Annotated in this window: 19 protein-coding genes and 1 pseudogene; 10 read left to right on the top strand and 10 right to left on the bottom strand. The window is 72.0% G+C overall.

Annotated features, from left to right (window positions below; translation table 11 throughout):
- Positions 1-514 precede the first annotated feature (514 nt).
- Together gltB and ACFYY6_RS08480 are read left to right on the top strand one after the other, a co-directional pair.
- Complete coding sequence (gltB, locus tag ACFYY6_RS08485) at positions 515-5155, top strand: glutamate synthase large subunit (RefSeq protein WP_389192261.1); 4641 nt, start codon at positions 515-517, stop codon at positions 5153-5155.
- A complete protein-coding gene (locus ACFYY6_RS08480; protein ID WP_351623565.1) occupies positions 5148-6608 on the top strand; it encodes a glutamate synthase subunit beta in 1461 nt (486 codons plus the stop codon). The genes gltB and ACFYY6_RS08480 overlap by 8 nt, the downstream gene beginning before the upstream one ends.
- 224 nt (positions 6609-6832) lie before the next feature.
- Here the strand turns inward: ACFYY6_RS08480 and ACFYY6_RS08475 are convergent, their stop codons facing one another.
- The 4 genes and pseudogenes from ACFYY6_RS08475 to ACFYY6_RS08460 form a co-directional block, all read right to left on the bottom strand.
- Positions 6833-7756, bottom strand: coding sequence for a rhomboid family intramembrane serine protease (locus tag ACFYY6_RS08475; protein WP_351623692.1), 924 nt, complete (start codon positions 7754-7756; stop codon positions 6833-6835).
- Positions 7757-8486: 730 nt separating this feature from the next.
- On the bottom strand, positions 8487-8678 hold the full coding sequence (locus ACFYY6_RS08470; protein WP_351623563.1) for a hypothetical protein: 192 nt from the start codon (positions 8676-8678) through the stop codon (positions 8487-8489).
- A 105-nt stretch (positions 8679-8783) separates the two neighbouring features.
- Positions 8784-9518: pseudogene (locus ACFYY6_RS08465) on the bottom strand (HAD-IC family P-type ATPase); the annotation flags it as partial.
- Positions 9519-9562: 44 nt separating this feature from the next.
- On the bottom strand, positions 9563-9841 hold the full coding sequence (locus tag ACFYY6_RS08460) for a heavy-metal-associated domain-containing protein (RefSeq protein WP_351517843.1): 279 nt from the start codon (positions 9839-9841) through the stop codon (positions 9563-9565).
- A 182-nt stretch (positions 9842-10023) separates the two neighbouring features.
- Between ACFYY6_RS08460 and ACFYY6_RS08455 the strand changes: the two genes are divergently transcribed.
- The 3 genes from ACFYY6_RS08455 to ACFYY6_RS08445 all read left to right on the top strand — a co-directional run bounded on the left by ACFYY6_RS08455 (position 10024) and on the right by ACFYY6_RS08445 (position 13724).
- Positions 10024-10968, top strand: coding sequence for a hypothetical protein (locus ACFYY6_RS08455; protein ID WP_351623560.1), 945 nt, complete (start codon positions 10024-10026; stop codon positions 10966-10968).
- A 648-nt stretch (positions 10969-11616) separates the two neighbouring features.
- Positions 11617-13065 (top strand): MFS transporter, encoded by a 1449-nt coding sequence (locus ACFYY6_RS08450; RefSeq protein ID WP_388649446.1) that lies wholly within the window; start codon positions 11617-11619, stop codon positions 13063-13065.
- 152 nt (positions 13066-13217) lie between these two features.
- Positions 13218-13724 carry a pyridoxamine 5'-phosphate oxidase family protein gene (locus ACFYY6_RS08445; protein ID WP_386609877.1) on the top strand — a complete coding sequence of 169 codons (507 nt, stop codon included), beginning with the start codon at positions 13218-13220 and terminating at the stop codon, positions 13722-13724.
- 13 nt (positions 13725-13737) lie between these two features.
- Here ACFYY6_RS08445 and ACFYY6_RS08440 read toward each other — a convergent pair whose 3' ends face one another.
- The 3 genes from ACFYY6_RS08440 to ACFYY6_RS08430 are packed head-to-tail and all read right to left on the bottom strand — an operon-like array spanning position 13738 to position 16888.
- Positions 13738-14769, bottom strand: a complete 1032-nt coding sequence (locus ACFYY6_RS08440; protein ID WP_388649443.1) for an acyl-CoA dehydrogenase family protein — start codon at positions 14767-14769, stop codon at positions 13738-13740.
- On the bottom strand, positions 14769-15914 hold the full coding sequence (locus ACFYY6_RS08435; RefSeq protein WP_389192256.1) for an acyl-CoA dehydrogenase family protein: 1146 nt from the start codon (positions 15912-15914) through the stop codon (positions 14769-14771). Before ACFYY6_RS08435 ends, ACFYY6_RS08440 begins: the two co-directional genes overlap by 1 nt.
- Positions 15914-16888: an enoyl-CoA hydratase gene (locus ACFYY6_RS08430; protein ID WP_351623552.1), complete on the bottom strand. Its 975-nt coding sequence runs from the start codon at positions 16886-16888 to the stop codon at positions 15914-15916. Before ACFYY6_RS08430 ends, ACFYY6_RS08435 begins: the two co-directional genes overlap by 1 nt.
- Before the next feature lie 93 nt (positions 16889-16981).
- On the opposite strand from ACFYY6_RS08430, the gene ACFYY6_RS08425 reads away from it, so the two are divergent.
- From ACFYY6_RS08425 to ACFYY6_RS08405, 5 genes are all read left to right on the top strand, one after another.
- On the top strand, positions 16982-17764 hold the full coding sequence (locus ACFYY6_RS08425; RefSeq protein ID WP_388649439.1) for an SDR family oxidoreductase: 783 nt from the start codon (positions 16982-16984) through the stop codon (positions 17762-17764).
- A 75-nt stretch (positions 17765-17839) separates the two neighbouring features.
- Entirely contained in the window at positions 17840-18451 is a 612-nt protein-coding gene (locus ACFYY6_RS08420; protein ID WP_388649436.1) for a TetR/AcrR family transcriptional regulator, read from the top strand.
- A 47-nt stretch (positions 18452-18498) separates the two neighbouring features.
- Positions 18499-19656 (top strand): acetyl-CoA C-acetyltransferase, encoded by a 1158-nt coding sequence (locus ACFYY6_RS08415; RefSeq protein WP_389192253.1) that lies wholly within the window; start codon positions 18499-18501, stop codon positions 19654-19656.
- Positions 19657-19897: 241 nt separating this feature from the next.
- Positions 19898-20101, top strand: coding sequence for a cold-shock protein (locus tag ACFYY6_RS08410; protein ID WP_351517856.1), 204 nt, complete (start codon positions 19898-19900; stop codon positions 20099-20101).
- Positions 20102-20286: 185 nt separating this feature from the next.
- Complete coding sequence (locus tag ACFYY6_RS08405) at positions 20287-21951, top strand: DEAD/DEAH box helicase (RefSeq protein ID WP_351517857.1); 1665 nt, start codon at positions 20287-20289, stop codon at positions 21949-21951.
- A 184-nt stretch (positions 21952-22135) separates the two neighbouring features.
- On the opposite strand, the gene ACFYY6_RS08400 is transcribed toward ACFYY6_RS08405, so the two are convergent.
- The 3 genes from ACFYY6_RS08400 to ACFYY6_RS08390 all read right to left on the bottom strand — a co-directional run bounded on the left by ACFYY6_RS08400 (position 22136) and on the right by ACFYY6_RS08390 (position 24905).
- The gene (locus ACFYY6_RS08400; protein ID WP_386609866.1) at positions 22136-23248 is read right to left on the bottom strand and encodes an NAD(P)H-dependent flavin oxidoreductase; all 1113 of its coding nucleotides are present in this window, start codon (positions 23246-23248) and stop codon (positions 22136-22138) included.
- Positions 23248-23955, bottom strand: coding sequence for a CoA-transferase (locus ACFYY6_RS08395; RefSeq protein WP_351517892.1), 708 nt, complete (start codon positions 23953-23955; stop codon positions 23248-23250). Before ACFYY6_RS08395 ends, ACFYY6_RS08400 begins: the two co-directional genes overlap by 1 nt.
- A 95-nt stretch (positions 23956-24050) precedes the next feature.
- A complete protein-coding gene (locus ACFYY6_RS08390; RefSeq protein WP_386609865.1) occupies positions 24051-24905 on the bottom strand; it encodes a CoA transferase subunit A in 855 nt (284 codons plus the stop codon).
- Between the last annotated feature and the right edge of the window lie 18 nt (positions 24906-24923).

Raw genomic sequence — 24923 nt, 5'->3', positions numbered from 1 at the left:
CGCCCGCCCGGCAGCCCGGCGTACGGACCGATCGTCGCCCGGTGCGCGGCCGTTCCGCGTCTGTTACGAGGCCGTTCCGCGTCCGGTCCCGGGCCGTCCGCCGCGGACCCGGTCGGCCGACCTCCGTCCGTGTGACCGGCTTCGGCCGGTCGTGTGATGTACGTCCTGGGAACCGACTCTGGGCGGGACGGCTCCGCCCGGCGTAAAATCGTCCTCCACGACAGAGCTGCTCATCAGCAGCCGTTACCCGGCGGTTTTGTTTTCTCCGCCGCCGGGCAAGAGCCGTAGACACCGCGGGCAACGACGCCTGCTCTCTGCGGTCCCCCTTCCGGGCGCCGATCTCCGACTGCGACATACCCCCTCATCACGTCATCACATAGCACCTGATGTCCGCATGTTGGAATGAACTTTTCGCCTCTTGAGAAGCGCCCCATTATGTAATTCCACGCACTTTCGCAGAGGGCCAACGTCGTCCCTCGGCACAGCACATGCCACGACGACGACGGGAGAGCCCATGCGTACCGACGCCTGGTCGCCCATGGACGGTCGCCCCGCCCAGCAGGGGCTGTACGACCCCCGTGACGAACACGATGCCTGCGGTGTCGGGTTCGTGGCCACCCTCACCGGTGTGGCCAGCCATGAGCTGGTCGAACAGGCGCTGACCGTACTGCGCAACCTCGAACACCGCGGTGCCACCGGATCCGAGCCCGACTCCGGCGACGGCGCCGGGATCCTGCTCCAGGTGCCGGACACCTTCCTGCGCGAGGTGGTCGCCTTCGACCTCCCCGAGGCCGGTGCCTACGCCGTCGGCATCGCCTTCCTCCCGGCTGGAGAGTCCGTCGAGGCCCTCCGGAAGCTGGAGAAGATCGCCGCCGAGGAGGGCCTGACGGTCCTCGGCCGACGCGAGGTCCCGGTCGCTCCCGACATCCTCGGCAGGGGCGCCCGCGCCACCATGCCCGAGTTCTGCCAGTTCTTCGTCGCGGACGGCGAGTCCACCGGCATCGCTCTCGACCGCAAGGCGTTCGTGCTGCGCAAGCGCGCCGAGCGGGAGGCCGGGGTGTACTTCCCCTCGCTCTCCGCCCGGACCATCGTCTACAAGGGCATGCTCACCACCGGACAGCTGGAGCCGTTCTTCCCCGACCTCTCCGACCGCCGTTTCGCCACCGCCGTCGCCCTGGTCCACTCGCGGTTCTCCACGAACACCTTCCCGAGCTGGCCGCTCGCCCACCCGTACCGCTTCGTCGCGCACAACGGCGAGATCAACACCGTCAAGGGCAACCGCAACTGGATGCGCGCCCGAGAGTCGCAGCTGGCCTCCGACCTGTTCGGCTCCGCCGACCATGGGTACAGCGGCTCCGCCGATCATGGGTACAGCGGCTCCGCCGACCACGGGCACGGTGACTTTGCGCGGCTCGACCGGATCTTCCCCGTCTGCACCCCCGACGCCTCCGACTCCGCCTCCTTCGACGAGGTCCTGGAGCTGCTCCACCTCGGCGGCCGCTCGCTGCCGCACGCGGTGCTGATGATGGTCCCCGAGGCGTGGGAGAGCCCCGAGGCCACCCACACCATGGACGCCGGCCGCCGAGCCTTCTACCAGTACCACTCCACGATGATGGAGCCCTGGGACGGCCCGGCCTGTGTCACCTTCACCGACGGCACCCAGGTCGGCGCGGTCCTCGACCGCAACGGGCTGCGCCCCGGACGCTACTGGGTCACCGACGACGGACTCGTCGTGCTCTCCTCCGAGGTCGGCGTCCTGGACATCGACCCCGCGAAGGTGGTCCGCAAGGGCCGCCTCCAGCCGGGCCGCATGTTCCTCGTCGACACGGCCGAGGGCCGCATCATCGAGGACGACGAGATCAAGGCGTCGCTGGCCGCCGAGCACCCCTACCAGGAGTGGCTGGAGGCCGGGGTCATCGAGCTCGGGGACCTCCCGGAGCGCGAGCACATCGTGCACACGCACGCCTCCGTCACCCGCCGCCAGCAGACCTTCGGCTACACCGAGGAGGAATTGCGCGTCATCCTCGCGCCGATGGCCCGCAGCGGCGGCGAGCCGCTGGGCTCCATGGGCACGGACTCGCCGATCGCCGCGCTGTCCGAGCGCCCCCGGCTGCTCTTCGACTACTTCACCCAGCTGTTCGCCCAGGTCACCAACCCGCCGCTGGACGCCATCCGCGAGGAACTCGTCACCTCGCTGCGCTCCTCGCTCGGCCCCCAGGGCAACCTCCTGGAGCCGACCGCCGCGTCCTGCCGCAGCGTCACGCTGCCGTTCCCGGTGATCGACAACGACGAGCTGGCCAAGCTGATACACATCAACGCCGACGGCGACATGCCGGGCATGAAGGCCGCCACGCTCTCCGGGCTCTACCGGGTCGCCGACGGCGCCGAGGCCCTCGCGGCACGCATCGAGCGGATCTGCGCCGAGGTCGACGCCGCCATCGTGGACGGCGCCCGCCTCGTCGTCCTGTCCGACCGGCACTCCGACGCCGAGCACGCGCCGATCCCGTCGCTGCTGCTCACCTCGGCCGTCCACCACCACCTCATCCGCACCAAGCAGCGCACCCAGGTGGGGCTGCTGGTCGAGGCGGGGGACGTCCGCGAGGTCCACCACGTCGCGCTGCTGATCGGCTACGGGGCCGCCGCCGTCAACCCGTACCTGGCGATGGAGTCCGTCGAGGACCTGGTCCGCGCCGGTACGTTCATCGAGGGCGTCGAGCCCGAGAAGGCCATCCGCAACCTGATCCACGCGCTCGGCAAGGGCGTCCTGAAGGTCATGTCCAAGATGGGCATCTCCACGGTCGCCTCCTACCGGGGCGCCCAGGTCTTCGAGGCCGTCGGCCTGGACGAGGACTTCGTCACGAAGTACTTCGACGGCACCGCCACCAAGATCGGCGGCGCGGGCCTCGACGTCGTCGCCCGCGAGGTCGCCGCCCGCCACGCCAAGGCGTACCCGGCCTCCGGCATCTCCCCCTCGCACCGCGCGCTGGAGATCGGCGGCGAGTACCAGTGGCGCCGCGAGGGCGAGCCGCACCTGTTCGACCCGGAGACCGTCTTCCGCCTCCAGCACGCCACCCGCACCAAGCGCTACGACATCTTCAAGAAGTACACCGACCGAGTGAACGAGCAGTCCGAGCGCCTGATGACGCTCCGCGGCCTGTTCGCCTTCGCGTCGGACCGTGCGCCGATTCCCGTCGACGAGGTCGAGCCGGTCTCCGAGATCGTCAAGCGGTTCTCCACCGGCGCCATGTCGTACGGCTCGATCTCCCGCGAGGCGCACGAGACCCTCGCCATCGCCATGAACCGGCTGGGCGGCAAGTCCAACACCGGCGAGGGCGGCGAGGACCCCGAGCGCCTCCGCGACCCGGAGCGCCGCTCGGCCATCAAGCAGGTCGCCTCCGGCCGCTTCGGTGTGACCAGCGAGTACCTGGTCAACGCGGACGACATCCAGATCAAGATGGCCCAGGGCGCCAAGCCCGGCGAGGGCGGCCAGCTGCCCGGCCACAAGGTCTACCCGTGGGTCGCGAAGACCCGGCACTCGACCCCGGGCGTCGGGCTGATCTCGCCGCCGCCGCACCACGACATCTACTCCATCGAGGACCTGGCCCAGCTGATCCACGACCTCAAGAACGCCAACCCGGCGGCCCGCATCCACGTGAAGCTGGTCTCCGAGGTCGGTGTCGGAACGGTCGCCGCCGGTGTCTCCAAGGCGCACGCGGACGTCGTCCTGGTCTCCGGCCACGACGGCGGAACGGGCGCCTCCCCGCTCACCTCCCTGAAGCACGCGGGCGGCCCCTGGGAGCTCGGCCTGGCCGAGACCCAGCAGACCCTGCTGCTCAATGGCCTGCGCGACCGGATCGTCGTGCAGACCGACGGCCAGCTGAAGACCGGCCGCGACGTCGTCATCGCCGCGCTGCTGGGCGCCGAGGAGTTCGGTTTCGCGACCGCGCCGCTCGTGGTCTCCGGCTGCGTCATGATGCGCGTCTGCCACCTGGACACCTGCCCGGTCGGCATCGCCACCCAGAACCCGGTGCTGCGTGACCGCTTCTCCGGCAAGGCCGAGTACGTGGTCAACTTCTTCGAGTTCATCGCCCAGGAGGTCCGCGAACTCCTCGCCGAGCTGGGCTTCCGCTCGATCGAGGAGGCCGTCGGCCACGCCGAACTCCTCGACACCGACCGCGCGGTCGGGCACTGGAAGGCACAGGGCCTCGACCTGGCCCCCCTCTTCCACGTCCCCGAACTGCCCGAGGGCGCCGTCCGCCACCAGCGCGTCGAACAGGACCACGGCCTCGCCAAGGCCCTCGACAACGAGCTGATCCGGCTGGCCGCCGACGCCCTCGACGCGGACGACGCCGAGAACGCCCAGCCGGTCCGGGCCCAGCTCCCGATCCGCAACATCAACCGCACCGTCGGCACCATGCTCGGCCACGAGGTCACGAAGCGGTTCGGCGGCGCCGGACTGCCCGAGAACACGATCGACCTCACCTTCACCGGCTCGGCCGGCCAGTCCTTCGGCGCGTTCCTGCCCGCCGGCGTGACCCTGCGCCTGGAGGGCGACGCCAACGACTACGTCGGCAAGGGCCTCTCCGGCGGCCGGATCGTCGTCCGCCCGGACCGGGGCGCCGACCACCTCGCCGAGTACTCCACCATCGCGGGCAACACCCTCGCCTACGGCGCCACAGGCGGCGAGATGTTCCTGCGCGGCCGGACCGGTGAGCGGTTCTGCGTCCGCAACTCCGGCGCCACCGTCGTCTCCGAGGGCGTGGGCGACCACGGCTGCGAGTACATGACCGGCGGCCACGCCGTGGTCCTCGGCGAGACCGGACGCAACTTCGCCGCGGGCATGTCGGGCGGTGTCGCCTACGTCGTCGACCTCGACCTCGACCACGTCAACGCCGGCAACCACGGCGCGATCGAGGAGCTCCTCGACACCGACCGGCAGTGGCTGCACGACGTGGTGCGCCGCCATCACGAGGAGACCGGCTCCACGGTCGCCGAGAAGCTGCTCGCCGACTGGGACACCTCGGTGACCCGCTTCAGCAAGATCATCCCGTCCACCTACAAGGCCGTGCTCGCCGCCAAGGACGCCGCTGAGCTCGCCGGTCTCTCCGAACAGGAGACCACCGAGAAGATGATGGAGGCGGCGATTCATGGCTGACCCCAAGGGCTTCCTGACCACCGGGCGCGAGGTCGCCGAGACCCGTCCCGCGGCCGAGCGCGTCAAGGACTGGAACGAGGTCTACGTCCCCGGCTCGCTGCTCCCGATCATCAGCAAGCAGGCCGGCCGCTGCATGGACTGCGGCATCCCGTTCTGCCACAACGGCTGCCCGCTCGGAAACCTCATCCCCGAGTGGAACGACTACGCCTACCGCGAGGACTGGACGGCCGCGTCCGAGCGCCTGCACGCCACGAACAACTTCCCGGAGTTCACCGGGCGGCTCTGCCCGGCGCCGTGCGAGTCGGCGTGCGTGCTCGGCATCAACCAGCCGGCCGTCACCATCAAGAACGTCGAGGTCTCCATCATCGACAAGGCGTGGGGCAACGGAGACGTCACCCCGCAGCCGCCCGAGCGGCTCTCCGGCAAGACCGTCGCCGTGATCGGTTCGGGCCCGGCGGGTCTCGCCGCCGCCCAGCAGCTGACCCGGGCCGGTCACACCGTCGCCGTCTTCGAGCGCGCGGACCGCATCGGGGGGCTCCTCCGGTACGGCATCCCCGAGTTCAAGATGGAGAAGTCGCACATCAACCGCCGCATCGAGCAGATGCGCGCGGAGGGCACCAAGTTCCGTACGGAGGTGGAGATCGGCCGCGACATCGACGCCGCGGGGCTCCGCCGCCGCTACGACGCGGTCGTCATCGCCGCCGGTGCCACCGTCTCCCGCGACCTGCCCGTCCCGGGCCGCGAGCTGAACGGTGTGCACTTCGCGATGGAGTACCTGCCGCTCGCGAACAAGGTGCAGGAGGGCGACCTGACGGTCTCCCCGATCAGCGCCGAGGGCAAGCACGTCGTCGTCATCGGCGGCGGCGACACCGGCGCCGACTGCGTCGGAACCGCCCACCGCCAGGGCGCGCTGTCCGTCACCCAGCTGGAGATCATGCCGAGGCCGGGCGAGGAACGGAACACCAACCAGCCCTGGCCGACGTTCCCCATGCTCTACAAGGTCACCTCCGCGCACGAGGAGGGCGGGGAGAGGGTGTACTCCGTCTCCACCACCCACTTCGAGGGCGATGAGGACGGCAACGTCCAGGCCCTGCACCTGGTCGAGGTGGAGTTCAAGGACGGCAGGCCGACGCCGAAGCCCGGCACCGAGCGGCGGATCCCCGCCCAGCTGGTCACCCTGGCCATGGGCTTCACCGGCACCGACCGTTCCAACGGCCTGGTCCAGCAGTTCGGCGTGGAGCTCGACGAGCGCGGCAACGTCGCGCGCGACGCGGACTTCGCCACCAACGTCGACGGGGTCTTCGTCGCCGGTGACGCGGGGCGCGGCCAGTCCCTCATCGTGTGGGCCATCGCCGAGGGCCGTTCCGCGGCGCGCGGTGTGGACCGCTACCTGACCGGTGCCAGTGCCCTGCCGGCCCCGATCCGCCCGACGGACCGCGCCCTGGCGGTCTGATCACCCCGAGGGTGTCCCGTACGACGGCGTGCGGAACCGAACGCGGCGTCCGCCTGTCCCCGACCCGGACCATCGGCGGGCGCCGCGGCGTGCCCGGGGCGTCCGACGCCGTACGCGGGCATGTCCCGGGGCGGGGCGCGCTGCGTCCGGGGCGGTTGGCGCGGTGCGTCGGGGGTGTCCGCCGTGCCTCGTGCGCCGCTGCCGCGAACGGGCCGCGGCCCGGCTCACTCCAGCAGCGCGGACGTCTTGAGCACCACCAGCAGCGCCAGCACGGCCAGCAGCACCACGCACGCGGCGGCCTGGACCGCCGTGCGGCCCTTCGCCGGGGCGTACGCGTACGCGACCGTGACGACGCCACCGGTCAGCAGCCCGCCCAAGTGGCCCTGCCACGAGGTGAATCCGGCCGAGATCAGCATCCAGACCAGGAACCCGGCCATGAACCGGTTGACCGCCCCCATGTCGCGGCCCAGGCGCCGGTTGATGACGTAGAACGCCGCCCCGAGACCGAAGACCGCGCCCGAGGCCCCCACCGTGCCGTCGAACGGCGCGATCAGATACACCAGCACCGAGCCGCCCAGCGCCGACAGCAGGTACAGCGCCAGATACCGGGCCCGGCCCAGCTGATCCTCGACGACCCGGCCCAGGTTCCACAGCGCGTACATGTTGAAGACGATGTGCAGGATCCCGAACGGCAGCGCGCCGAACGACGTGCCGGTCGGCGGGAGATGCAGGAACGCCCCGGTCAGCAGCCGGTACCACTCCCCGTCCACCACCCCGATCACGTCGAAGCCGGTGAAGTCCCCGTTCTCGTACAGGTACTGGCTCCCGTCGGGCGCGGTCAGCCCGGCGCCCAGCATCGCGAACCGGTCGACGACCTCCGGACGGACCAACTCGACCAGGTAGGCGAGGACGTTGAGGCCGATCAGCACGTACGTGACGAGTGGCACGGCGGTCCTCGCCACCACACCGCCGAAGACCGTACGGGCCTGCCGGACCGACCGCTGCCCCTCCTTCACGCACTCCACGCACTGGTGGCCGACGGCCGCCTCCCGCATGCAGTCGGGGCAGATGAACCGTTCGCAGCGGACGCAGCTCACATACGTCTCGTAGGACGGATGACGGAAGCAGGTGGTGGCCGCGGCATCCACGGCGGGCTCCTCACGGTGGGCGGACATGAAGCGGCCGGTGGGGGCGGCGGCGATCAAAATAGCGAACGGCCGCCGGCGGGGGGCGCGCGGGTGTCTCGAGGACTGTCCCGTCATCAGTGGCGGACCGGTGTGCGGCCTCGGATGTGGCGCGTCGACAGGACGAGCGGGGCGGGCATGAGGAATCCGGCGGGGGTGGCCAGGTGGCGGTAGTCGCGGACGGCGAACAGGCGCATGGCGGGCTCCCTCCGTATCCATGCGGCGGGGCACGGCCGCGGGGCGGCGGCCGTGCCCCGCGAGTACAGGCGCAAGGGCTGTTCCGACGGATGGCATGCCGTCATGGGAACCCGCACAGGGTGCGGCGCCGCACCCGCGGGCTGGGCCGGTGACGGCGCCGCCACCGCGCGGCGTGAACGTGTCAGTGCGTCCGCGCGCGGACAGCAGGCACCTCGAAGCGGTCTGCGGGCACGCGGGCGCACGCGTCCGTGCAGGACGGGCGGGGCCTGTCCTGCTGCGTGAGATGGGACGCCAGGGCCTGTAGTGCCGCGGCGGTTGTCATCCTGACGAGAGGATGGCCGGCTACCCGGCGTACCGTGCTGGTCCATGACGATGCGGCCATGGGGAACCTCCTCGTGGGTCACGGGCGGATCTTCTGGTGGTAGCGGGCACCGGCGGCCCGCCGGACCTGAGAATGAGGGTCCGGCGGGCCGCCGGCTGAAGTTCTGGATCCATGTCACGGCCGGTCCGGGCCGAACAGGAGCAAGCGGTTCGGCCTCGCCCCGCCGGTCATGATGCCCGCGGCCGCCGGGCGCAGCGACCGAAGACCCGCCCCGCCGCCGTGCGGCAGGATCAGTACTGGTCCCTGGCCCAGTGCGGTGGCGTGCAGTCGGCGGCCGTCGCTGCCGTGGCGGATGAAGTCGCGCATGCGGACTCCTTGTCGACCGACCGGCTGCCCTCCGGGGAGCCAGTGCGCGAACGAGGGGTGGGCCCAGTGGGTCCGCCCCTCGTTCCTGTGTGGCGCGGGCGGTTCTCAGGCGGCTGCCTTGAAGCCGCGCAGGCGCAGGCTGTTGCTGACGACGAAGACCGAGGAGAACGCCATGGCGGCTCCGGCGATCATCGGGTTGAGCAGTCCGGCCGCGGCCAGCGGCAGTGCGGCCACGTTGTAGGCGAAGGCCCAGAACAGGTTGGACTTGATGGTGCCCAGCGTCTTGCGGGCCAGGCGGATGGCGTCTGCGGCGGCGCGCAGGTCGCCGCGGACGAGGGTGAGGTCGCCGGCCTCGATGGCGGCGTCGGTGCCGGTGCCCATGGCAAGGCCGAGGTCGGCCTGGGCGAGTGCGGCGGCGTCGTTGACACCGTCGCCGACCATGGCGACCGAACAGCCCTCGCCCTGCAGCTGCTTGACGACGTCGACCTTGTCTTCCGGCATGACCTCGGCGATCACCTCGTCGATGCCCACTTCCGCGGTCACCGCCTCGGCGACGGCCTTGTTGTCGCCGGTCAGCAGGATCGGCGACAGTCCCAGGGCCTTGAGGCGGGTGATGGCCTCGGCACTGGTGTCCTTGACCGCGTCGGCGACCTCTAGGACCGCCCTCGCCTCGCCGTCCCAGGCGACCGCGATCGCGGTGCGGCCCGCGGCCTCGGCGTCCGCCTTGGCCCGCGCCAGGCCCGTCGGCAGGTCCATGGCCCACTCGGCGAGGAGCTTGGTGCGCCCCACCAGGACCGCGTGACCCTCGACCACACCCTGAACACCGAGGCCGGGCACGTTGACGAGCCGGGCCCGAGGGCGGGCCCGGACGGTGGGCGGAGTCTTCAGGCCGCGCGGCCGCTGAGCTCGTATCCGGCGTCGTCGACGACCTTCGTCAGCAGCGCGTCGTCGGGCTCGCCGGAGGTGGTCACGGACACCCGGCCGGCCTCGACGTCGACGTCCACCGTCAGGACGCCGTCCAGGGCGCCGATCTCCTTGGTGAGCGTGGCCTTGCAGTGCCCGCACGTCATTCCGGAGACGTTGTAGACGGTGGTGGTGCCCTCGGCGGCCTCGACCGTGGCGGTGTCGGTGGAGCAGCTGCCGTCGGGGGTGCAGCAGGACATGGGTTCCTCCTGAAGGATGCGAGTCGGTACCCCAGGGGGGTACTGTTGTTGATCCTCCATGTATACCCCCTGGCGGTATCTTTGCCAAATGCACCTCCGACGTTCTCACTTATACCCTAGGGGGGTATACAGTCGAGGGTGTTCGTCGCGGAAGGCGCGACACCGCAGAGAAAGGGCCCCTCATGAACACGGGCGTAAAGATCACTGCTTTTGCCGCCGCGGTCGCGGCGACCTTCGGTGCCGCCTACGGCGTCGGTGCGGCGGTCGGCCCCATCCACCAGGAGCCGCAACCGGCGGCCCATGCGGCGCATGACAAGTCGCCAGCCCCGGATCGCGACAGCGGCCGGGCGGACGCGACGCCCGCAGGCCTGGAGGTCTCCCGGGCCGGATACACCCTCGACCTGAAAACCCCCCGCGTCGTCGCGGGAGAAGAGAGCGGGCTCCGCTTCGCCATCCGCGATCAGCAGGGGCGGCAGGTCACCTCGTTCCAGCGTGAGCACGGCAAGGAACTGCATCTCATCCTCGCCTCGCGTGACCTGGTCACCTACCGGCACCTTCACCCCACCCGAGCCTCCGACGGCACCTGGAGCGCCCCCGTCACCGTGCCCGCCGCCGGCTCCTACCGCGTCTTCGCCGACTTCACTCCGGCCGCCGACAACGCGCCCAACCTCACTCTGGGCGCCGACCTCGCGGCCTCCGGCCCCTACGAGGCCGCCTCCTTGCCCGTGCCGGCCGCCAGTACCACCGTCGACGGCTACACCGTCACCCTCGACGCCGACCTGACCCCGGGCAAGACGTCCGACGTCCTCCTCGGTGTCAGCCGCAACGGCCGCCCGGTCACCGACCTGCAGCCCTACCTCGGCGCCTACGGCCACCTGGTCGCCCTGCGCTCCGGCGACCTCGCCTACCTCCACGTCCACCCCAACGGTGAACCCGGCGACGGCACCACCAAGCCCGGCCCTGGCATCTCCTTCAGCACCACCGTGCCCAGTGCGGGCAGCTACCGCCTCTTCCTGGACTTCAAGCACAAGGGCACCGTCCGCACCGCGGCCTTCACCGTCCAGACTGGAAAGTCCGCCACGCCGGAGACGGCGGACACCGATGAGCGCGGCGGGCACCAGCACTGACCGCCACCACCCGTGGCAGCGGTCGGCCCGGGGCCGGTCGCGACGCGCGACATCCGTAGACATGCGACCTCCGTGGACATGCGGTTGGGGGTATCGCGTCAGGACCAAGCCCTTCAGTCGGTCGGCGCGGCCCCTTCGAGGAACCCCGGCCGGCGGTGCTTTCCCCGGCGCCGACGGCGTGCCGACGGGCCCGCACTGTGTCACCGGGCCGTACTTCGGGCTCGTGTCGTGCGGGGAAGCGCCTTCCGCCTGGCCGACCGGCTCCTCGGCACGGCTCATCCGGCACTCCGGGATCCTGGTCGCCTGGGCAGTCATCGCCCTCACGACCCGCCGCATCGCCCGCGGCGTGGCGCCCATTGCCGTGCGAGACGTCCGGCCGCCGAGATCTCGACCCTTTCTTCCCCGTCGCTGTATGCGTGCGCGGACGCCAGTTGGGCGATGAAGGGCGGTCGTGGCCGGCGGTGGTCCGGCCCGTGCGGTTCGACCTTGCCGTTTTCGGGCGCCGGTGCCGCAGCCGCGCTGCTCCGTCTCGGAGCTTTGTGCCTTCTCGCGATCTCCCCTCCCGGGAAAGAACACACTTGCCTGTATACCCGAGGGGGGTATATTGCTGACTCGGAAACATACCCCCCTCCGGTATAGGAGATAGTTGTGTCGACCCCAACCGCCCCTCCCGGTCCGCGCCGCTGGACGGCGCTCGCAGTCATAGCCCTGGCCCAGTTCGCGGTCATCATGGACACGTCCATAATCGGTGTGGCTCTCCCCAAGATGCAGGTTGACCTGGGCTTCTCCCAGGAGGGCCTGTCCTGGGTGTTCAACGCCTACGTCATTGCCTTCGGCGGGCTTCTCCTGCTCGGCGGCCGGCTGTCCGATCTGTTCGGCGCCAAGCGGATCTTCGTTGTCGGCTGGACCGTGATGGCCGCGGGATCCCTGGTCGCCGGCCTCGCCTCCGAGGTCTGGGTCGAACTGACCGGCCGTGCCCTGCAGGGCGTCGGTGCCGCGCTGATCGCCCCGTCCGCCCTGACTCTGCTGATGATGCTCTTCGGTGCCCGCCCCAAGGAGCTGACCAAGGCGCTGGCCCTGTATGGCGCCGCGGCCCCAGCAGGCGGTACCGCCGGCGTCTTCCTCGGCGGCGTCATCACCGAGTACGCCAGCTGGCCCTGGGTGTTCTACATCAACATCCCGATCGCCCTGGTCGTGCTGGTTGCCACCCCGGCTGTCATGCCCTCGGCCCCAGTCCGCCGCGGCTCCGTCGATTTCGCGGGAGCGGTCACCGTCACCGTGGGACTGGCCACCGCCGTCTACGCCATCGTCCGCGCCCCCGAAACCGGCTGGGGCTCGGCCCGGACCTGGCTCGTACTTCTGGCCGGCGTGGCCCTGATCGCCGCGTTCGTCGCCATCCAGTCCAAGCGCCGCGAGCCGCTGATGCGGCTGGGTATCTGGCGGGCCCCCAACCTGGCCGGAGCGAACATCGCACAGCTGCTGATGGCCGCCGCGTGGATCCCGATGTGGTTCTTCCTCAACCTCTACCTCCAGCAGGTCCTGGGACTGGGAGCCTTCGCCTCCGGCGCGGCCCTGCTGCCCATGACGGTCGCCATCATGATCATGATGATCGTCCTGGCGCCCCGCCTGATGGCCCGCTTCGGGGCCAAGCCGCTGATCGTCACCGGCCTGCTGGCCCTCGCGGCAGGCATGCTGTGGCTGTCCTTCGCCCGGCCGGAGGGCACCTTCTGGGTCGATGTCCTGCCCGCCTCCCTGCTGGCCGCGGTCGGCATGTCGCTGGCATTCATCCCCTCCCTCGGTACCGCACTGTCCAGTGCGCGCCCCGAAGAAGGCGGCCTGGCCTCCGGCATCGTCAACACCAGCTACCAGGTCGGCTCCGCTCTCGGGCTGGCCGCGATGACGGCCGTGTCCGCGGCGTACGGCGCGCGCGAACTCGGCAACCCCGGCGCGCTCACCGACGGGTTCTCCGCCGCTTTCCTCGGCTCGGCAGCCCTCGCCGCCGTCGGCGCACTTGGGTCACTGCTCACCCTGCGCACGGCCCCCGCGCCGGATTCCACTCGCGGCGAGGAGCGGCCCGCCGGGGCGAACGCGGCCTGAACTCCGCCGGGGTCATCGCGCGCCCGCGGCGTACGTGTCGCCCGACAGGCGGAGGAGCCCCTGTCGGGCGACACAGGGAGTTCAGAGGGTCGGCCGCAGGCCGGCCAGGAAAACGGACAGAGGATGTCGGGTTTCCCGGATTTCCTGTCCCCATGACATCGACCCCACGGAATTCCTGGGCGGCGTTCGAGGCCGCCCACCCCGCCTTCGCCGACACCGTCCGGACCCGCTTCGGGCTGTACCGGCACCACGTCCTGGCCACCCTCCGCAAGGACGGTGCGCCGCGGGTCACCGGACTGGAGGTGGACTTCCGCTTCGGCGAGCTGCTGCTCGGCATGATGCCCGACTCGCGCAAGGCGCTGGACCTGCTGCGCGATCCGCGCTTCGCCGTGCAGGCCAATCCGGGGCCGGACGCGGAGCTGGCGGACGGCGACGTCCGGGTCTCCGGCCGGGCGGTGGAGGTGACCGATCCCGCGTTCCTGGCCCGCTTCACCGAGGAGGCGAAACCGCCGGAGCCGTTCCAGCTCTTCCGCGCGGAACTGGGCGAGGTGGTCCTGACCAACCTGGACTCCGGCGAAATGGTGCTGCGGGTGTGGCGGCCCGGGGCACCGGTGCGCACCATCCACCGGCCCTCCGACGGCACCCCGTACGAGACCTGACCGTCCGGGCCGCTCAGGCTTCTCCCGTCGCTCCCCGCGGCGCGCGGGAGGAGTCCGCGAGCCCCGCCAGCACCCGCGCCCGGCAGGCCCCCGGCGTCCCCCACGCGTCCCGCAACGGACGCGCCTTGCGCAGCCACAGCGACAGGTCGAGCTCCTGCGTGTAGCCCACCGCGCCGTGCAGTTGGAGCGCCGCGCGCGCCGCCGCGTACCCCGCCTCGCCCGCGCTCACCTTGGCCGCCGCCACCTGGGCGTCGGCGTCCGGCGCCCGCTCGGCGAGCGCGAGCGCGGCCCCGTACAGCAGCGGACGGGCGAACTCCAGCCCGGTCAGCACATCCGCGAGCCGGTGCTTGACCGCCTGGAAGGACCCGATGGCCGTGCCGAACTGGGAACGCCGCTTCACGTGATCGACCGTGGCTCCGAGCAGCGCCTCGCCCGTGCCCAGCGCCTGCGCCGCCGTCGCGAACGCCGCCCACTGCCCGGCCCGCGCCGCCGCCCGGACCACCCCGGGCCCGGACGCCAGGACGTCTCCGCCCGGCGGGGGGCTCAGCAGCCGCCGGGCCGGGTCCGACGACGGCGAGAGCGCCCCCGGACCCGGCGCCGACCACAACACGTCACCGGTCACCGTGAACACGGCGTCCACCGCGTCCGCGTCCAGCGCGTACGGTCCGTACCCGTCCACCCGCAACGTCGCCGACGCCGTGCCGGACGCCAGACGCGGCAGCCATTCCTTCGCCGCCGCGCCCCCCACACCCGCCAGCAGCACCCCCGCCGCGGCCGTCTCCACCACCGGCCCCGGCACCGCGTGCCGCCCCAACTCGGTGAAAGCGACGGCCAGTTCGACCGGGAGCGGCCCCACGCCCCCGTACTCCTCCGGTACCGCCAGCGCGAACACCCCGGCCTCCGCCAGGCGCCCCCACAGCGCCCGCCCCGGCCCGAAGTCCCCCGCGGCCCAGGCCCGTACCACCGACGGGGTACCGGCCGCCGTCAGCATGGCGTCCAGCGAGCGGGCGAAGTCCCGTTGCTCGTCGTCGAGGAGGAAACGCATCAGCGCCGTCCCTTCGGCAGGCCCAGCAGACGCTCGGCGATGATGTCGCGCTGGATCTCGTTGGTGCCCGCGTAGATGGGGCCGGCGAGCGAGAAGACGTATCCCTCGGCCCATGCGGAGTCCGCCCGTTCCGCGTCCGGGCCCAGCAGATCGAGCGCCGTCTCGTGCAGCGCGATGTCGTACTCGGACCAGAACACCTTGTTGAGGCTCGATTCGGCGCCGACGGCCGACCCCGCCGCGAACCGTGACGCGCCCGCGCAGGTGAACAGCTGGTACGCGCGCGCCCCGATCACCGCGTCCGCCACCCGGTCGCCCAGCGCGGAGTCGGACGGGTCGCCCCGGTCGAGCCACAGCGCGGCCAGCCGGTCCGCGGCGGCCAGGAAGCGGCCGGGGGAGCGGAGCGTCAGCCCCCGCTCGGCGCCCGTCGCCGCCATGGCGATGCGCCAGCCCTGCCCCGACTCCCCGATGACGTCCTCGTCCGGCACGAACACCTCGTCCAGGAAGAGTTCCGCGAAGGCCGGTTTGCCGTCCAGCCTCCCGATCGGACGCACCGTCACCCCCGGCGCCGCCAGGTCGAACATCAGATACGTCAGCCCGTGGTGCGGCTTCGCGGCCCCCGGGTCCGTACGGAAGATGCCGAACGCCCGGTCCGCGAACGCCGCCCGCGAGGACCAGGTCTTCTGCCCCGACAGCAGCCAGCCGCCCTCCGTGCGCACCGCCCGCGACCGCAGCGACGCCAGGTCCGAGCCCGCCTCCGGCTCGGACCACGCCTGCGCCCAGATCACCTCGCCGCTCGCCATCGACGGCAGGATCCGGGCCCGCTGCTCCTCGGTGCCGTGGTCGAAGAGGGTCGGGGCCAGCAGATGGATGCCGTTCTGCGAGACCCGGCCGGGTGCGCCGGCCGCGTAGTACTCCTCCTCGAAGGCCAGCCAGTGGAAGAGGCCGCGGCCCCGCCCGCCGTACGCGCGCGGCCAGGAGACGACCGACCAGCGGTCCGCGTGCAGCCGCGCCTCCCACTCCCGGTGCGCGGCGAAGCCCTCGGCGGTCTCCAGCGACGGCAGCGGCTCGTCGGGCACGTGGGCCCGCAGCCATGTCCGGGCCTCGGCCCGGAACGCCTCCTCGTCGACGGTGTACGAGAGGTCCATCAGCCCTCCGCCCCTCCCGCCGCGCCCGTCCGTCCCCTTGTCCCCGCGGTCTCCGGCGGTTCCGTATTCCCCGCCCGCTTCATCGAGGCAACGTCCATGCCGCCGAGCGGGTCCGCCGCCGTCTCCGCGTTGTGCGCGTGCGCCAGGTGGTGCAGCCCGAAGACCGAGTCGAGGCCGGTGTGCAGCCCCTGGAGGTCCTCGGCCTGGTTGACCGCGCGCTTGGTGAGCGCCAGCCCCAGACGCGGCATCCGCGCGATCCGGAGGGCAAGCTCCTCCGTGGCGGCGGCGAGTCCGTCGCGCGCCACCACCTTGTTCACCATGCCGATCTCATAGGCGCGGCGGGCACTCATCCGGTCGCCGGTGTACAGGAACTCCTTCGCGATCCGGGGCGGCATCACCCACGGGTGCGCGAAGTACTCGACACCGGGGATGCCCATCCGGACCACCGGATCGGCGAAGAAGGCGTCCTCGCTCGCCACGATCAGGTCACAGACCCAGGCGAGCATCAGCCCGCCCGCCACGCACGCCCCGTGGACGGCGGCGACGACCGGCTTCGGCAGTTCGCGCCAACGCCTGCACATGCCGAGATACACCTCCGACTCACGGGCGAAGCGACTCTCCGCGCCCGCCTTGTCGGAGTGGTCCCACCACAGCCCCGCCCGGCGCCGGAACGGCAGGTGGGCGTCGCGCCCGGGGGAGCCGATGTCGTGGCCCGCCGAGAAGTGGTCCCCGGCACCGCCCAGCACGACGACCTTCACCTCGGAGTCCTCGGCGGCCCGGTAGAACGCGGCGTCCAGGGCGTAGGTCATCGCCGAGTTCTGCGCGTTGCGGTAGCGCGGGCGGTTCAGCGTCACGTACGCGACGGGGCCCCGTCGCTCGTACAGCACGACCTCGTCGGTGTCGGTGCCGGTCCGGCCGTGGGTGCCGGTGTCGGTGTGGGGACGACCGGCGGACGTGTCGTGGGCATCGGGCATCGGCTCATCCTTCCCTAACAAGTGTTTGGTAGGTTAACGTACGGGCTGGGCACCGTCGAGAACCCCGCGGACCGGGACCGAGGAGGCACGGGCGTGAGCGCACCGCAGTACGAACCCGGACACGGGCTGCTGGCCGGCCGGAGCGCGGTGGTCACCGCCGCCGCGGGCACCGGAATCGGCGGCGCCACCGCCCGCAGATTCCTGGAGGAGGGCGCCCGCGTCGTCATCGGGGACGCGCACGCCCGCCGCCTCGGCGAGACGGAGCGCGCCCTCGCCGAGGAGTTCGGCGCCGACCGCGTCGCCGCACTGCCCTGCGACGTCACCGACGAGGCGCAGGTCCAAGCCCTTCTCGCGCTCGCCGAACGCACCCACGGCGGACTCGACGTCGTCGTCAACAACGCCGGCCTCGGCGGCACCGCGCCGCTCACCGAGATGACCGACGAGCAGTGGACCAAGGTCCTCGACGTCACCCTGAACGGCACCTTCCGCTGCACCCGGGCCGCCCTGCGCTCGCTGCGGTCGGCGGGGCGCGGCGGCGTCGTCGTCAACAACGCCTCCGTCGTCGGCTGGCGCGCCCAGAGCGGCCAGGCCCACTACGCGGCGGCCAAGGCGGGCGTCATGGCGCTCACCCGGTGCGCCGCGATCGAGGCCGCCGAGTACGGCGTACGCGTCAACGCCGTCGCCCCCAGCCTCGCCATGCACCCGCACCTGGTGAAGGTCACCTCCGCCGAACTCCTCGACGAACTGACCGAGAAGGAGGCGTTCGGCCGGTACGCCGAACCGTGGGAGGTCGCCAACGTCATCGTCTTCCTCGCCAGCGGCTACTCCTCGTACATGACGGGCGAGGTCGTCGCGGTGAGCAGCCAGCGTGCCTGAGAGCCCGTCGGAGCGGACGGCCGCCACCGAGCCCGCGACGCCCGGGGCAGGGGGCCGCGGGCGGAGAATGGGCAGGTGCCTATCAAGAAGAAGCCCCAGGTGACCCCCTCGCCCGAGCGCCGCCGCGAACTGCTCGACACCGCCGCCGAGGTGTTCGCCGCGCAGGGATACAACGCCACCACCGTCCGTAGGATCGCGGACGCGGCGGGGATGCTCGCGGGCAGCCTCTACTACCACTTCGACTCCAAGGAGTCGATGATCGACGAGATCCTCTCGACCTTCCTCACCGAGCTCCGGGAGGGCTACGAGGCGGTGCTCGCCGCCGGACTCGACCCCCGGGAGACCATCGAGGCCCTCGTCACCGAGTCCTTCCGGGAGATCGACCGGCACCGCGCCGCCGTCGCCATCTACCAGAAGGAGTCCAAGCACCTGGCGACCCAGCCGCGCTTCCAGTACCTCGTCGACTCCCAGCGCGAGTTCGAGCAGGCGTGGCTCGGCACGCTGGAACGCGGTGTCGCCGACCGGACCTTCCGCGCCGACCTCGACATCCGCCTCACCTACCGGTTCGTCCGCGACACCGTCTGGGTCGCGGCCTCCTGGTACCGGCCCGGCGGACAGCACAGCCCCGACGAGATCGCCCGTCAGTACCTCTCGATGGTCCTGGACGGCATCGCCCTGGACACCTGACCCCTGGGCGGACCCGAACCCGTGAGCCCCGTGAAGGAGTGGCAGTCATGGCCGAGGCATACGTGATCGAAGCGGTACGCACCCCGGTCGGCAGGCGCGGGGGCGGCCTCGGCGGGATCCACCCCGCCGACCTCGGCGCCCACGCCCTGAGGGCCCTCGTCGAGCGGGCCGGGATCGACCCGGCGGCCGTCGACGACGTGATCCTCGGCTGCCTCGACACCGTGGGGCCGCAGGCGGGCGACATCGCCCGCACCTGCTGGCTGGCGGCCGGACTGCCCGAGGAGGTCCCCGGCGTCACCGTCGACCGCCAGTGCGGCTCCTCCCAGCAGGCCGTGCACTTCGCCGCCCAGGGAGTGCTCTCCGGCACCCAGGACCTGGTCGTCGCGGGAGGCGTGCAGAGCATGACGCAGATCCCGATCGCCTTCGCCTCACGCCAGGCCGCCGCACCGCTCGGCCTGACGGAGGGGCCGTACGCGGGCAGCGAGGGCTGGCGCGCCCGGTACGGCGACGCGCCGGTCAACCAGTTCCACGGTGCCCAGCTCATCGCCGAGAAGTGGGGCATCAGCCGCCTCGACATGGAGGAGTTCGCCCTGCGCTCCCACCGGCGCGCGCTCCGCGCCATCGACGAGGGCCGCTTCGCGCGCGAGACCGTCGCCGTGGGCGACGTCACCACCGACGAGGGCCCGCGCCGCGACACCACCCTGGAGAAGATGGCCGCGCTGAAGCCGGTCATGGAGGGCGGCACGATCACCGCGGCCTGCTCCTCGCAGGTATCCGACGGGGCGGCCGCCGTACTGCTGGCCTCCGAACGCGCCGTGGCCGAGCACGGCCTCACTCCGCGTGCCCGCGTCCACCATCTCTCCGTGCGCGGCGAGGACCCGATCCGCATGCTGTCCGCCCCGATCCCGGCCACCGCCCGCGCGCTCGCGAAGACCGGCATGACCATCGACGACATGGACCTGATCGAGATCAACGAGGCTTTCGCCCCGGTGGTCCTGGCCTGGCTGAAGGAGACCGGAGCCGACCCCGACCGGGTGAACGTCAACGGGGGCGCGATCGCTCTGGGTCACCCGCTCGGCGCAACCGGTGCGAAATTGTTGACGACGCTGCTCCACGAATTGGAGCGCACCGGGGGCCGCTACGGGCTCCAGACCATGTGCGAGGGCGGCGGTCAGGCGAACGTGACGATCATCGAACGGCTCTGATTTCCTCCGGCCCGGGCCGGAATCCGCCGGCCGCGGCGTGGCGCGTCCCCGCCGCGGCCGGCGGAACGTGCTACGGTTGCCGCGTTGCAGTTTTGGTACCCATGAACATGATGTGCGCCTGACGGGAATGCTTCGTCGGGCGCATTATTGTTTTCCGGCTTTCTCCGGATGGGGCTCAATGCGGCGACGCGGAATTCGTGAAGTGCGGATTTCCGGCACTGCACCTCTTGAGGAGAATGACATGGCCACTGGAACCGTGAAGTGGTTCAACTCGGAAAAGGGCTTCGGCTTCATCGAGCAGGACGGCGGCGGCGCCGACGTCTTCGCCCACTACTCCAACATCAGCGCCACCGGCTTCCGTGAGCTTCACGAGGGCCAGAAGGTCACGTTCGACGTGACGCAGGGCCAGAAGGGCCCGCAGGCGGAGAACATCGTCCCGGCCTGACCGTCGGACGCGCAACCCGCAGCCGGGGCCCGCACCGTCGAGGTGCGGGTCCCGGCTTGTGCTGTCCCCGTGGCCCCGGGCCCGCTCACGCGGTCCGTCGTCCCATCACGTCGTGTTCCCAGCGGTCCCGGCAGTTCCCCCGGGGTCCTGGGAAATTCCAGGAATCCCCAGGAGGGCAATTCCGTATGACCCGCTCCGAACGCCAGGACCGCCCCGCCCGCAATCGCCCGTCGAGGGGGCGCGGCACGGCCCCGGCGAAGGCGGCCGCCAAGGGTGCAGGCAAGGCGTCGTCCCGTCGCAGGGCCATGCCGCCGCAGGGAGAGTTCGCCCTGCCCGAGACCCTGACTCCCGCACTGCCCGCCGTCGAGGCGTTCGCCGAACTGGACATGCCGGCGGCCCTGCTGAAGACCCTGGCGGCGCAGGGGGTCACCGATCCCTTCCCGATCCAGGGCGCCACGCTGCCGAACTCGCTGGCCGGCCGGGACATCCTCGGCCGCGGTCGCACCGGATCCGGCAAGACCCTCGCCTTCGGCCTCGCGCTGCTGACCCGTACCGCCGGGCGGCGTGCCGAGCCGCGGGCGCCTCTCGCGCTGGTCCTCGTCCCGACCCGCGAGCTCGCCCAGCAGGTCACCGACGCGCTGACGCCGTACGCCACCTCCGTACATCTGCGCCTGGCGACCGTGGTCGGCGGTATGTCGATCAACCGGCAGTCCCTCGCGCTGCGACGGGGCGCCGAGGTGCTCGTCGCCACGCCGGGCCGGCTGAAGGACCTCATCGAACGCGGGGACTGCCGCCTCGACCAGGTCGCCGTCACCGTTCTCGACGAGGCCGACCAGATGGCCGACATGGGCTTCATGCCGCAGGTCGTGGCGCTGCTCAAGCAGGTCGAGCCGGGCGGTCAGCGGATGCTGTTCTCCGCGACGCTCGACGCGAACATCGACCGGCTGGTCAGGATGTTCCTCACCGATCCCGTCGTGCACTCGGTCGACCCGTCCGCGGGCGCGGTCACCACGATGGAACACCATGTGCTGCACGTGGCCGACGAGACGGACAAGAAGGCCGTCGCCATCCGGATCGCCGCCCGCGACGGCCGGGTGATCATGTTCGTGGACACCAAGCGGTCCGCCGACCGCTTCGCCAAGCGGCTGCTCGCCAACGGGGTACGGGCCGCGGCCCTGCACGGCGGGCGCTCGCAGCCGCAGCGCAACCGGACACTGGACCAGTTCAAGAACGGCCAGGTCACCGCCCTCGTCGCGACGAACGTGGCGGCACGCGGCATCCACGTCGACGACCTCGACCTGGTCGTGAACGTGGACCCGCCGACCGACCACAAGGACTACCTCCACCGGGGCGGGCGCACGGCGCGGGCCGGTGAGTCCGGCAGCGTCGTCACCCTGGTGCTCCCCGAGGAGAAGCGGGAGATGAACCGGCTGATGGCCGACGCGGGCATCTCCCCGCGCACCACCCGGGTCCGTTCCGGCGACGAGGAACTCGTACGGATCACCGGAGCCCGGGAACCGTCCGGGGTCGCGGTCGTCATCGAGGTTCCCCAGCCGGTCACCCCGCCGAAGCAGCGCACCCGGTCCGGCGGTGCCGAGCCGGGCGGTTCCGGCACCTCTTCGGGCGGGCGCCGTCGCCGCCGCGGTGGCACCGGCCGGGGCGGCGACGGCACGGGCCGGGTCTCCGGAGGCGGCGAGCGCCGGGGTGCCGGGGACGGCGAGCGCCGGGGCTCGGGCGGCTCCACCGGCGGCGGTTCCTCCCGCGCGGCCGGTGCCGGGCGCTCCCGGACCCGGGCCGGTGCCGGGAACGGTGGCGCCGAGCGGACGGGGCGTGGCCGCCGGGCCGCGTAGCCGTCGCCCCCGTACACGCCACGTGCGGAGACGCGCGGAGGTGTGCGGGGGCCGTGCCGAGACGCCCGGGGCGCACGCGCGGAGGCGTACGGGGGACGTGCCGAGACGTCCGGGCGCACACGCGGGCGAGGTGCGGCGACCGCGGCCGTGACCGCGGTGCGCCCGGTCACGGCCACCGTCGTGGTCACCGCACCGCCGCTCCGTCGCCCGGCGGGGGTGAGGGCCGGGGCGGTGCCTCGGGGGACGGAGCCAAGGCGCGTGTCACCGTGCCCAGGGCCGCATGGGCCTCCGCCATCACCCGTTCCACCAGCTCCGCGCAGCTGGGCAGATCCTCGATCACCCCGGCCACCTGCCCCGACGCCATCACGCCGAGATCGGTGCGACCGTCGACCATGGACGCCTTCAGCAGCATCGGGGTGTTGGCGGCGAGCAAGACCTGGCTCCAGGAAAGGTCCTTGCCGTGCCTCATGGCGAGACCGTCGCGCACCATCCGGGGCCAGCCGAGGCCGGAGATCCGCCGGAAGCCCGCCGCCCGGCGCACCGCCTGGGCCAGCGCCCGTACCCGGCCCGCGCGTTCCAGCGAGGCGACCATCTCCGTACGCAGCATCCGGTGCGGCAGCCCGTCCACCGCCGTGGTGAGCGTGACGTCCTTGACGCCCGCGGCCAGGTAGCGGGCCTTCACCGCGTCCGGCACCGTCGAGTCCGACGTCAGCAGGAACCGCGTGCCCATGGCGATGCCCGCCGCCCCGTACGCCAGCGCCGCGACCAGGCCGCGGCCGTCGTGGAATCCGCCCGCCGCGATCACCGGGATGTCCACCGCGTCGACCACCTGCGGCAGCAGCACCGTGGTCGCGACGTCGCCGGTGTGGCCGCCGCCCTCGCCGCCCTGCACGACCACCGCGTCCGCGCCCCACGCCGCCACCTTCTCCGCATGGCGCCGGGCACCGATCGACGGGATGACGACCACCCCCGCGTCCTTCAGCTCGGCGATCAGGTCCTTCGAGGGGGCCAGCGCGAAGGACGCCACCTTCACGCCCTCGTCGATGATGATCCGTACCCGCTCGCGCGCGTCCCCGGCGTCGGCCCGCAGATTGACGCCGAACGGCTCGTCCGTACGGGACTTGACCTCGCGCACCGCCTCCCGCAGCCGCTCCGGTGTCATCGTCGCGGAGGCCAGGATGCCGAGCGCTCCGGCACGGGCCGTGGCGGAGACCAGCCGGGGGCCCGCGACCCATCCCATGCCGGTCTGCACGACGGGGTGGCGGACACCGACGAGTTCGGTGAGCGCGGTCCGCATCAGACCCGCACTTCGCGGTTCCGGGCGCCCGCCGGGTCGATGACCTCGCGGATCAGGCGCAGCTCCGCGGCGGTGGGTTCCCGGGTGGCCGGGACGCCCTCCCGCGCGACGACGAGCGTGAATCCGGTGGCCGCGCGGACCTGTTCGACGGTGACGCCCGGGTGCAGCGAGACCAGGCGCATCGAGTGGTTTGGGGTCGCGAAGTCGAGAACGGCGAGATCGGTGACGACACGCCGGAGGCCGTGGTGGCGCCGCGCCGACGGACCGGCCGCCGCCGCGCTGTCGTACCCGACGCCGCAGATCATGTCGACACGCTCGACGAAGACCCGGCGGGAGTGCTGGGGAACCCAGTAACTCACTGGATTGTTCAGGGTGTTGACGGGTGCGCCGCGCGCCCCGAGCAGCTGCCGGTCGGGCCGGTGCCAGTCGCCGATGCAGGAGATGTTCTGGTTGCCGAACCGGTCGAGCTGGCTCGCCCCCATCATCACGTGACGCCTGCCGCCCGTGACCATGGAGAGGTGCTGACGGTAGGGCAGCCAGCCCTCCGGTGTGCCGTCCGGGCCGACGATCAGCGCCTCGCCGTCGGTGAGCAGCAGATCGGGGGCGAAGGTGAGCCGGGCGAGCCGCGCGCCGATGGACGGGACGGCGCCCATCGGACTGGCCAGTACCTCGCCGTCGCCCCGCCAGGCGTCGGCGCAGGCGATCACGCAGTACTCGGCCCGGGTGGCGGGGGGCGCGCCGGTGCCGGCGGGGGCTCGGTCGGCCGCTTCGGCCGTCGTGCGGTCCGTGGTGCGATCCGTGGTCACTGCTGCTCCTCGTGCCAGGTCCGGACGGCCGCCTGATAGCTCTTCTCGTCGCCGTGCGCGGGCAGGAAGCGGTCGCCGAACTCCGCCCAGGCGGCGGGGTCGGCGGCGGCGGTGGCGTACGCCTTCTGGAACGACTCGTCGCGGGGGTGGTCGGGCGCGCAGGAGGTGAAGTGCGCGCCGTTGGGCGTCTCGACCACCCCGGTGACGTAGTGCCGTTTCACGAGGAGGGTCTGCGGCGCGGCCTTCTCGGTCAACTCGGCGGTTTCCACGAGGCGTTCGCAGGAGACGTACGCGGTGTCGGCGGCCTCGCAGAACAGGTCGTCGAAGTACGGGTCGGGGCCCAGGTACTGGCCGTTGCCGAACCGGTCGGCGCGGTTCATGTGGACCAGCGCCGCGTCCATCCGCAGGGCGGGCATCGCGACGAACTCCTCGCCGTCCGCGTACGGTGAAGTGACCGTGCGCAGCGTGGGGTTGACCCGCATCACGTCCGAACCGATACCGGCGCGGACGGGGAGGAACGGCAGTCGGTTCGCGGCGGCGTGCAGCCCCCACATGAGCATGGCCTCGTCGAGCTCCATCAGTTCGAACGCGCCGCGCTGGCGGGCCGCCCTGAAGTGCGGTTCGAGCGGGATCGAGTCGAGCGTGACGAAGGCCGCGACCAGCTTGCGGATCCGGCCGGCGGCGGCGAGCAGGCCGACATCGGGGCCGCCGTAGGAGACCACGGTGAGATCGGTGACGTCGGAACGCAGCAACTCCCGTACCAGGGCCATCGGTTTGCGGCGCGAGCCCCAGCCTCCGATGCCGATCGTCATCCCGCTGGAGAGGCGGGAGACGACCTCGCGCGCGGTCATGCTCTTGTCGGTCCTCGC

The sequence above is a fragment of the Streptomyces sp. NPDC001750 genome (assembly GCF_042892615.1).
GTDB lineage: Bacteria > Actinomycetota > Actinomycetes > Streptomycetales > Streptomycetaceae > Streptomyces.
The sequence above is the reverse complement of the archived record's forward strand: the minus strand, read 5'-3'. Positions and strand labels throughout refer to the sequence as shown.

Bases quoted from the DNA above. Each gene is read 5' to 3' on its own strand.
- gltB (WP_389192261.1), top strand. From the start codon at position 515: ATGCGTACCGACGCCTGGTCGCCCATGGACGGTCGCCCCGCCCAGCAG.
- ACFYY6_RS08480 (WP_351623565.1), top strand. From the start codon at position 5,148: ATGGCTGACCCCAAGGGCTTCCTGACCACCGGGCGCGAGGTCGCCGAG.
- ACFYY6_RS08470 (WP_351623563.1), bottom strand. From the start codon at position 8,678: ATGCGCGACTTCATCCGCCACGGCAGCGACGGCCGCCGACTGCACGCC.
- ACFYY6_RS08460 (WP_351517843.1), bottom strand. From the start codon at position 9,841: ATGTCCTGCTGCACCCCCGACGGCAGCTGCTCCACCGACACCGCCACG.
- ACFYY6_RS08455 (WP_351623560.1), top strand. From the start codon at position 10,024: ATGAACACGGGCGTAAAGATCACTGCTTTTGCCGCCGCGGTCGCGGCG.
- ACFYY6_RS08445 (WP_386609877.1), top strand. From the start codon at position 13,218: ATGACATCGACCCCACGGAATTCCTGGGCGGCGTTCGAGGCCGCCCAC.
- ACFYY6_RS08440 (WP_388649443.1), bottom strand. From the start codon at position 14,769: ATGCGTTTCCTCCTCGACGACGAGCAACGGGACTTCGCCCGCTCGCTG.
- ACFYY6_RS08435 (WP_389192256.1), bottom strand. From the start codon at position 15,914: ATGGACCTCTCGTACACCGTCGACGAGGAGGCGTTCCGGGCCGAGGCC.
- ACFYY6_RS08430 (WP_351623552.1), bottom strand. From the start codon at position 16,888: ATGCCCGATGCCCACGACACGTCCGCCGGTCGTCCCCACACCGACACC.
- ACFYY6_RS08415 (WP_389192253.1), top strand. From the start codon at position 18,499: ATGGCCGAGGCATACGTGATCGAAGCGGTACGCACCCCGGTCGGCAGG.
- ACFYY6_RS08410 (WP_351517856.1), top strand. From the start codon at position 19,898: ATGGCCACTGGAACCGTGAAGTGGTTCAACTCGGAAAAGGGCTTCGGC.
- ACFYY6_RS08405 (WP_351517857.1), top strand. From the start codon at position 20,287: ATGACCCGCTCCGAACGCCAGGACCGCCCCGCCCGCAATCGCCCGTCG.
- ACFYY6_RS08400 (WP_386609866.1), bottom strand. From the start codon at position 23,248: ATGCGGACCGCGCTCACCGAACTCGTCGGTGTCCGCCACCCCGTCGTG.
- ACFYY6_RS08390 (WP_386609865.1), bottom strand. From the start codon at position 24,905: ATGACCGCGCGCGAGGTCGTCTCCCGCCTCTCCAGCGGGATGACGATC.